Origin of the sequence: Anaerococcus vaginalis ATCC 51170 (genome assembly GCF_000163295.1) — a bacterium.
Classification (GTDB): Bacteria; Bacillota; Clostridia; order Tissierellales; family Peptoniphilaceae; genus Anaerococcus; species Anaerococcus vaginalis.
The window spans coordinates 1,275,460-1,285,367 of record NZ_GG700527.1; the positions used below are offsets into that span (position 1 = coordinate 1,275,460).

General features: G+C 27.4%; 8 protein-coding genes. All 8 read right to left on the reverse strand.

All coding sequences use genetic code 11. The annotated features are described in order from the left end of the window. Positions 1-816: 816 nt before the first annotated feature. Positions 817-1,266: a GNAT family N-acetyltransferase gene (locus HMPREF0078_RS06085; protein WP_050756653.1), complete on the reverse strand. Its 450-nt coding sequence runs from the start codon at positions 1,264-1,266 to the stop codon at positions 817-819. Positions 1,267-1,904: 638 nt separating this feature from the next. Beyond that, entirely contained in the window at positions 1,905-3,653 is a 1,749-nt protein-coding gene (locus HMPREF0078_RS06090) for a hypothetical protein (RefSeq protein ID WP_155811438.1), read from the reverse strand. A 4-nt stretch (positions 3,654-3,657) separates the two neighbouring features. Beyond that, complete coding sequence (locus tag HMPREF0078_RS06095; protein ID WP_004839259.1) at positions 3,658-6,075, reverse strand: sensor histidine kinase; 2,418 nt, start codon at positions 6,073-6,075, stop codon at positions 3,658-3,660. A gap of 1 nt (position 6,076) precedes the next feature. Beyond that, positions 6,077-7,336, reverse strand: a complete 1,260-nt coding sequence (locus HMPREF0078_RS06100) for a DNA methyltransferase (protein ID WP_050756654.1) — start codon at positions 7,334-7,336, stop codon at positions 6,077-6,079. Positions 7,337-7,344: 8 nt separating this feature from the next. Then, positions 7,345-8,301 (reverse strand): HaeIII family restriction endonuclease, encoded by a 957-nt coding sequence (locus tag HMPREF0078_RS06105; RefSeq protein WP_004839261.1) that lies wholly within the window; start codon positions 8,299-8,301, stop codon positions 7,345-7,347. Between the two features lie 9 nt (positions 8,302-8,310). Beyond that, positions 8,311-9,333, reverse strand: a complete 1,023-nt coding sequence (locus HMPREF0078_RS06110; RefSeq protein WP_004839262.1) for a DNA cytosine methyltransferase — start codon at positions 9,331-9,333, stop codon at positions 8,311-8,313. After that, the gene (locus HMPREF0078_RS06115; protein ID WP_004839263.1) at positions 9,320-9,556 is read right to left on the reverse strand and encodes a helix-turn-helix domain-containing protein; all 237 of its coding nucleotides are present in this window, start codon (positions 9,554-9,556) and stop codon (positions 9,320-9,322) included. The genes HMPREF0078_RS06110 and HMPREF0078_RS06115 overlap by 14 nt, the downstream gene beginning before the upstream one ends. A gap of 107 nt (positions 9,557-9,663) precedes the next feature. Then, on the reverse strand, positions 9,664-9,908 hold a 245-nt coding region (gene mobC, locus HMPREF0078_RS06120), incomplete at its 5' end, for a plasmid mobilization relaxosome protein MobC (protein ID WP_004839264.1).

Sequence of the window (9,908 nt, forward strand, 5' to 3'; positions counted from 1 at the left end):
AAGTTGAATCTTATTAAAAAAAGATGTTTTTAAAATAGAAAAGACCATAACACTTAAGTTATGATCTAATTTTTGTCCAAATGTAAACCACTTGGAACTATTATTCAATTTATTCTTTTTTACTTCCAGTACCATTTGAGTACCAGTAGCTGTTTTTCATTCTCTTCGTTTGAGTAAGTCTATATCATACTTGAAAATCACTCCGTGATTTTCAAGCCCATTAGCGAATCAGAAAAGCCAACGCTCCTATTCGTCGCGTCGGCTTTTCTTCCCTGAAGAAGGGTTTCCATCCATTTATACTGCGGTGCTTCACACCTTGATAAATGGTGGAAAACGTAAAAAATATTGCTCGCAATATTTTTTACTCCTATTCAATAATTACCATAGCATATTTGTTTCTTTAATTCCATGCCAGTATCTTTGTAGTTTCTGTTTTTGGCTATTTTTATGCCTATTATATGTGGTTTTAGAGTTTTTTAGTATCAAAACAGTATCACAGGTTTATATTTTGGCAGTGAAGCTATTCTAAGAATACGCAATATGCTTGACCAATGGCAGGAAATGAAAGAAAAATATGAGAATAACGAAATTACAAAAGAGGAATTACAGGATTAGAAAGCAAACTATCCCGATAGTTTGAAAAAAGATTATGTTCCATTTGAATAAAGCAATGTCAAGTTCTATAAAAGTGGTATCAGAGCAAAGGTTCCACCGGATATAAAATAAGCATAGAAAAAGCACATAGCTAAAAGATTTATAATCTTAAAGTTATGTGCTTTGTTTTTACACTATTCGATGATTTAGACGAACTTGGATTTATTGCTGTAATACCATAGAAAGCTCAATTTCATCCTCGTCTTCCGCACCTGTTTCTGCAAATCCAACATTATGGTATAGTTTCAAAGCACCTTTGTTATCCTTATTGCAAGTAAGTGTAATTTTGTTTGAATCACCAAAGGGCTTCTCTCTAATATAAGCGATTATTTGTTCAAGTGCGACTCTTCCGTATCCTTTTCCCTGATTGGAATAATCAATCATCATATGCCAAATATCATATTCTGGAATATCGTAATCATATATGACCATAACGTAACCAACCATTTTGTCTTCATCATATATTCCAAAAGGCTGACACTGTTCACGGTAAACATAGGCTTGGGCTAAACTACGGATTGGATTGGAAACATATTTTTCCTGTCCATTCCCCAATTTCAGATTAAATGCATCAATAAAGTTTTCTTCTGTAATTTTTCTAAGATTAATCATAAATTCCTCCATAAACTCTTTTAATAATTTAAAAATGGTCTTGTATGAATATCTATGAATAACCAAAGATAAAAAAAGTGCCGTGGCTTATAAAACCACGGCAAACTACTTCTCAATTCAGAATAACCGAGGTATTCAAAAGATATTCAGATTTAAAATTGACTTTTCTATTCTTCATAATTGAACACCCCTCTTTCATAATATATTAAGTAAAGGATACCACTCATAACTTTCATATGCAATAACAAATTGGAATTTTCTAATTCGTCACCCACTATTTCCACAAAAGCCTCCCACCAAAATGATGGAAGGCTTTAAAGAATTCACCTAAATTCAACAACTCCCTTTTGAGCCTACTTTTTCACCTTTTTAGTATCAAAACAGTATCACTAAGGAGTTTTTTGCTCCTGCAAAACGCTGAAATACTGTATTTTCAACAGTTTTATAGCAGAAACATATTTGTTACTCTATTCCCACTCTTCTTTTCCAAACGTACAATATATCCCAAACCATTCAAAATACCACATGCTATTTTTTCTTGTATCACTAAATCCACCTAATTATAGGACGTTTTCAAATTTTTAGTCCCATCCCAGTCCTAGTACCGTTATCAATTAAAAAAATATTAATATAATTTACTATATCAGAGGCGGACTATTAAAAGATAAGCGAGAATATTTACCCAAAAATTCTTTAAATAAATCATATGCTTTTATATATTCAATATGAGCAACTCTTTTGATTTTATTTTGTCCAATAGAGAAACCAGTGAGTTTTTTACCTTTATCAAATATAAATTCTATAGGTATTAAATCAGATATAAGATTATTATCCGATATTTCTTTCAAAGAATCGTATTGCAATTTAGAATATCTATCTATAAAATTATTAAAATTATTTATAATATTCTTCTTCGTAGCTAGTCTAATTTCTTTCGAATTATTAATATTTTCAATTGTTACATTCATAGCATCGCTATTATTAAAGTTTATCAATATGCAATCAATAAATAAATTATCTACTGTATACAGGTTAATATTTGGATCTAATTCAATATTTTCATTTTTACACTTTATATCACATTTGTCTTTTTCCTTATTGATAAAAATATTATCAATCATAGATTCACTTATGTTCAATTTTTTAAAAGAAGTTATATCTGACTTTATAATATCTACAATATTATATCCAGACTTTGTATCACCAAATGTTTGATTAAATATATATTTAATTTTTTTAGAAATTAAATTATTAGTAAAATCATCAATCGAATAATTAATTTTTATTAGTGTAATAAAATTAGATTTTCTTCCGCCCAATAGTCTTATAGACAAGTCACAATCTTGAGTAATTACCATGTAATGAGAATCTTCTATTTTAATTAAATCCCCAAACTTAATATCATCACTTTTTTTACATTCAGATAAATAAGACTCCTTCTTTAATAGATTATTTAATTCTTTGACACTTCGTGAAATAAAAACCCTTCTTTTTATTTCTTCTTCTTCAAGATTCTTATTTCCTTCATAAATTTGTATTGATTTTCTTACTGGGTTTATATATTTTCCATATTCTTCAAAACATTTTTCACTATATATTTTATTAAATCTACTTTTATATATCTCATAAAATATATCATCAATTTGCATTCCTTCTATTAAGTAATCATAATGAATTAATGATTCATTATTATTAATATCCCACATTCTTTCTTTCAATTCTTGAATTGTCTTATCATAACTTTCAGAATATAAAGATAGTAGATTACTATTTTGCGATTTTCTAAATGCTTTTTCAAAACATAATAGTTTATCTTTCGAACCTTTATCTACAAAATTTACATGCATTGATAGATTTTCTATTTCATTATGTCCCAACCCAATCTTCTCTAAGAATAATTTTGAATCTTCTAAAGATTCTATTACATTTGGATCTGATGAGTAAAAAACAATTCCTATATAGTATTCTAAAATAATTTCACTTAATTTTGTTAAATAATTTTTTATAATATTCATATTTTCATTTTTTTCTAAAAATTTATCTAATACTATAAAATTTCTTTTTGCATTAACTTCCATTATTTTGTCGATAATGGTACTTTCAGAAATATCAAATGGATTATACTTTACTAAGTTTGCTAGCTTGAATTCTTCAGGAATCTCATAATTTATTAAATCTTCTAAACTAGAGTTTTGTTCCTCAAGAAGGTTCTCAATATCTAAAAGCGAATAATTTTCATATTCATCAATAGTCAAATCTAATTTTTTTGCAATTAATGTAACCATATTATCCTGTAAATCTATTAACTTAAAGTTTTCTTTATTATTTGGAATTATTTCATCGTCAACAATAATTATTAAGTCATCTTTATTGAAAAAATCATACATTACATCAATCCTCCAAAAATTCAATAATAAATTTATACTTATTTCCATATATATTTTTTTCTTCAGATAATGAAACCATAGCTCCAAAATCTTTTAGCAACTCTGAAACTATATACAATCCCATGCCACGCCCATCGTTTTCTGGTTTATTAGATACAAATGGCTCAAATATCTTTTCAGATATTTTTTTATCTATACCTATACCATTATCATAAAAAATAAGTTTTCTAAGAGTTGGTAAAAAAACTAATGTGATCATAGGATTTTTAATTTTGTAATATTCTAGCCAATATAACGAGTTTAGAACCATGTTTTCTACTATAATCTTTACATTTGACTTTATGCCTCTGACTAAAAAATCATCTCCTTCAATACTATATTTATAGTTATTACCCTTATAAAAAAAAATCGGATTATCTAATAATATAGACTTTACATAATCTCCTATTAAAAAAGTTTCATATTTTCTTCTCTTAGCTCTAGAATTTATGTCTAGTAATGATGCATACCTAGATAAGTAAAAACAATCTGTGTCTATTATATCAATATGATTACATATTTCACTATTGTCTTGACATAATCGCCTAATATACTTCGATGAAGATTCTATCTGGTTTGACAATCTATTTATTTCGTGTGATAATGCTTGTGAAATTATTGCACTCCCAATAATAGGGTTTAATTCATTTATATATTTATATTCATTGTTTATGAGATTTTCTTTTTTTAAATTATATTTATTTATATCATTTAGGTTTTTATTAAGACTATTGACTTTTTCTATCAGTTGTAAATTATCAAGATTGTTATTTTCAATATCTTTTCTTATTTCAGATATCTTAGCTTTGGTTTCTGTTTGAGGATCAGAAATTTTTTTAAATAAGATACTTGATATTTTTATTATTTCACCAGGTTTTTTTTCTCTTAATGTTTTTGCTTTAGGTGCGTTAAGATTTTCATTAAATTCTTTCTCCATCTTAGATATTGTCCCATACACTACATTTTTCATTAATAAAATAAAATTTTCGCCATAATTATCTAATTGAATTCCTTGCCTGTTAGTCATTTCCTTTATCTTATCAAGATTTTCTAGACCATCAACTTTAACATAGCCTATAGTTGTATGTTTTTTATATATTATGGATTTAACTCTTGTATTATACCCAGACATATCCAACCAATCGTTATCAATATTACCGTAAGGTAGGATTCTAAAATTATTTCTATAAACCTTTATACCTAAGAAATTGTTAACATATTTCTTTATTTGATGTATTTCTTTATCATTAGAAAAATCATAGGCAAAAATTTCACCTTGAAAATCGCCTGGTAAAAAAATTTTATCTTCATCATATAAATTAAATTTTGTGACATCACATTGGTAATCTGCTATTGTTTCCTTAAGTTTTTGAAGGTTATTTAAATCAATTTCAACAAATGTATCACTATATAACTTATACTGTTTTTCATAATCAATTTTTCCTTCAAGAATGAAATTTGAATTCTCCATGATTTTAACTAACTTGTCAATTTCTTTTTTTATATAATGCTTATTCCTTTTCAGACTTATATTTAATTTCTTTCGATTTGAGAAATAACAAAAATTAGCGTATGAAAATGAAGTTTTTCTTATTCTTTCCTTATCTATTATATCATTAGAGAAAACAGGGTTGTTATCTACCTTAACTTTTACCAAAAAACTATATTCTTTTTCAATGAAGGGATTAAATAATTGATTGATTTCATCATTAATTAAATTTACAACCTCTTTCTCCTTCCAATAATCTAAATCTTTTATTCCTAAAATTTCTATTCTTGTTCCGTGATTTTCTCCATTAAATTTGACACTATCATTATACTCTTCGTGTTTAATAGTAATACTCACATCATCTATAGAAACATTATCAGCGTTAAAATCTTCCCAATTTATTTTAAAGCTATAATATTTATCCTTATTTTCCTTAAGAATATCATCTAAATTATCAACCCCAAAACTTCTTTTTAAGTCAAATTCTTTATAGTTCTCAAATAAAAAATCTGTGTCTAATTTAGTAGTAACTTTTACAAATTTTCCTAATTTATTTAATGATAGTCTTCCTATTCCCTTATTTCCCTGAGCAATTCTTTTGAATTTTGGAGAAATTTTTTGATAATTGTTTTTAAAAGATGATGCTATTATTAAAAAACCATTTTCAATTATATGCTCATTCATCCCATTACCATTATCTTCTATAGTTATTTTTCCTCTTCCATGTTCAGATTGATAAGATGTGTCAATGGTAAGTTTACATATGGTAGCATCAGCATCTGATGAGTTTTTTATAAGTTCCATAAGCGCAACTTTATTATTATCTATTAAAGCCTCTCCTAGTTGGTAAATTAACCTTGAATCTACTTTAATTTTTTTTATTGTATCACTCACATTAATCCTCCATTTTATTAAACAACAATATCGTTTCTTGAGATATAGTACTTATCGATCTTTCGTTTTTATTAAAAGGTAATCTTGAAGGTGAATTCTTATATAAAATATTCCTATTGAATTTAGACACCAATTTCAAACCTAAACTTTCCAATATTTCAATGCTTATATCATCTAAAGGTTGCCTTACTGCATCCACGCTTCTATTTCCAACTGTCATTATTAAATAGCCATTTTTTGATAAGCATTTATTCATATTTTTAAGTGATATATAATAATCCTCAAAAAAATTAATTACTTTTGATTGTTTTTTTAATGAAATCTTGTCCAAGAATTCATTTAATGACTTTATATTTTTAGTATTAATTATATTTCTTTTTTCTCCACCTATACTTATTTTATCTATAGTTGTATATCTTTCTAATAGCTCTCGACTGCAAGATAAGTCTTTTGAATCAATCCATTTTAAGAATAAAATAGAAGCTTGTCCATATGTTACTGTTGTCGGATTATCACCATACGGTGGAGAAGTACATATAATGTCAAATTTACCTTTTAATTTATTATTGATGATACTACTTGAATCACCGTATATTATATTTGAACTAGTTGTATTGCTATAATTTAAATGTTCTGAATTATCGTTAATAATTTTGATGAAATATTCTATACATTTATCTTCTATTAAATCTATTTTTTCCTTTGGAAGAGCGTGTAATTTAAACGTGCTAGTCCTATCATTACTAAATTTAAATATAACTTCAGATAAACAAATCCAAAAAAATTTTCTTATATCTTGACTTCTCTCTAATAATATACAATGCCTTATTTGACTCAAAGATTTTATTATATCATCTCTAAACCATTTTTTAATATTATAAAAATCATATATTGGAAAATTTGATTCCTGTTTTAAATTACTTTTAATTGTTGAAATTGCATCACAAACATCCGTTCTATCATATTTATGAGTTTTTACAAACGACAATAATGTAGCGTATGGATTTATATCAATCCCTACAGAATTAATCCTTAATTCTTGCGCGATAACTAATGTTGTTCCAGATCCACAAAAAGGATCTAACAAAGTAATATTTTTGTTATTTAAATGCTTGCTTATAACACTTAATAATTGATACTGCATATCTGGAACCATAGTAGCAGGGTATTTACCAATATTGTGTATGCCTGATTTAGTTATCCCTTTAAAATCCCAATAATTATCAGGATAGCTATTTAATTCTTCGGCTATTTTATTCATAAAACCCTCTACTTCCATTTACAATCTATAGAAATAATAGTAGTAGGCATACCTATTATCTGTATATCAAACTTCAAACTTGTTTCTACTTTAGTTGCTGCATTGTGTATTCTAAAGCTAAATTGCCAACCCCTATCAAGGTACAGTTCCAAAGTATTTTTGCTTCCTGGTCTAAATTCTAAGCTTACAATTCTTGTTGGTAACGAAGCTATTGGTAGCTTAACACTTCTTTTGCGTTTTATGCCTTCTTTATTCAAAGTACCTCTTAGGTTATAGCTTTGAACTTGTGTCATTTGTTTACTGTCAATACCAATTACTTTATAAAAATCAAACTCTCCAAGAAGATACTCAACCATTAATTTTGGAATATCTTTACCAAAAACATTATTTTGTCTATCAAGTTCATCCTTAAAAGCATTTAGAAGAGGTAAGTAAACATCGTCTTCTTTACTAGGAAGATCTCTCCATTTTGATCCTTTTGCCTTTTCATCTTCTAAATAATCAAAAATAGGCTTTATATCTTCCCAATATTTATCAGAGCATTTTATACCGTACCATTTTTCTCCAAAGTCTAATCCTTTAGATAATCTACTGTGCTTAACTGCAAAATGATTATGCTTTACACTTAGACCAATCTCCCATTCTATGCCTTTTCTAATGATTAAAACGTCCCTTACGTCTCCATCTTTACCCTTATTATCAGTCTGAATTTTTAATTCTAGCTCATCATCTCCATCATCTAATATTAAAGGCTCTAATTCTAAAATAGTATTAGTTCCTGCCAAAGCACTTACCTTATACATATCTTTTTCAGATTCTTCTAAAGTATTCCATGCCTTTTCAGCAGCTTTGTAGCTTGAGTTTTTTTCAATTTTTGAGACCCTGTATTTTGATATTTCTTCATGTAAAGTATTCAAATACGCAAATTCATAGGCTCTACCTTGATTATTGCTTTTTTTACTCATAACACACCTCTAAATCATTTGTAATTGTTTAGGATAAGAAAATATACTTGGTTTATTAAGTGCTAAGTCAATGGCTTTAGCCATTTCATAAGCGAGATTTACTGGAACAGCATTTCCTATCATCTTATAGGCATCATTTAGATTTGTATAATAGAATTTAAAATCATCTGGAAATCCTTGTATCCTTGCACATTCTCTAACAGACAATCTTCTATATAGCTCTTCCTTACCTGGTTCAAATACTTGCTTATTCTTATCTTTTTTAATCATTTTAGGAGCTTGAGGATGCAATTGACATTGTCTACCAGAAGCCTGAACAGTAAATGCTTGTTCATCCCAATCACGCACTCTATTCCTACTCATAAATATCGGAGAGTATGCTCCTATAAAATATTCGTGATTTGAAAAATTGCAATTATCACCATTAGTTTTATTCTTTTCTAAAGCAGGAATTGCGTTATCTTTTAAGTCATAAATGGCGTCTCTAAATGTCAACTTATAATCGTATGGTTTAGGAGGTAAATCAAAACTAATATTCAAATCTTTTCTAAATCCTACATAAAAGACTCTTTTTCTATCTTGGGGAACACCATAGTCACTTGCATTTAATAAATGTATAAATACATCATATCCAGCTTCTTCAAACTGTGAAACTATATTTTCTACTGCAGAGTTGTGTCTTTTTGCCATCATTCCTTTTACATTTTCAGCAAGGAAAAATTTAGGTTTCTTATCTTTTAAAATTCTGATATATTGATAAAATAGTTGTCCTCTAGGATCATTAATTCCTTTAAGGGATCCTGCTTCACTCCATGATTGACAAGGTGGTCCACCTATTATCCCATCACATTCTGGAAATTCATCTGAAGGTATTTTAAATATATCGCCTTTTATCAATTTTGCTTCATGGTTTTTTTCATATGTTTCCCAAATAGTTTTGTCAAATTCATTGGCTGCTACTATCTCATAACCCGCCTTTTGAAATCCTAAGTCAAGTCCACCTGCTCCTGAAAACAAACTAATCAATTTCATCTTTTATCTCCTCTGTTTCAAACTCTACACATTCCATCACATCTGAAATATCACAATTCAATGTATTGCAAATTCTTAAAAGCACATCTGTAGTAACATTTTGTCCATTTTTTATTTTATAAAATGTACTTTTACTTATTTGTGCTTTGTCCATAAGTTCAGTACTTTTCATTTCTAAATCTATAAGTTTTTTAAACAATTTTTTATAACTAAATTTTAACATGAGATATTCGAAACAACTCCCTATATTTATCTATATTGTCTTAATTATACCATTAAAACCATTCTTTTAACAGGCTTTTATTCTCTTATCTCGAACCAATTAGATAATTATTTTCTTAATAACGGGGAATGTATGTCCCATATTTCTTTTGATAATTTTTCTATTTTTTCTCTCATATAATCAATATCTTTCTTATAAATAACACCAGTTGTATTAGTAGCTTTTGCAATCTGGTTTATATTATTTGTTGCATTTGAAAGTAACCATTGGAGATCTCTAAATGGTTCTAGGTCTACAATATAAATTTCTTTTTCTAATACACATTTTCTAAGAAAGTGGGACATTGTTTTAC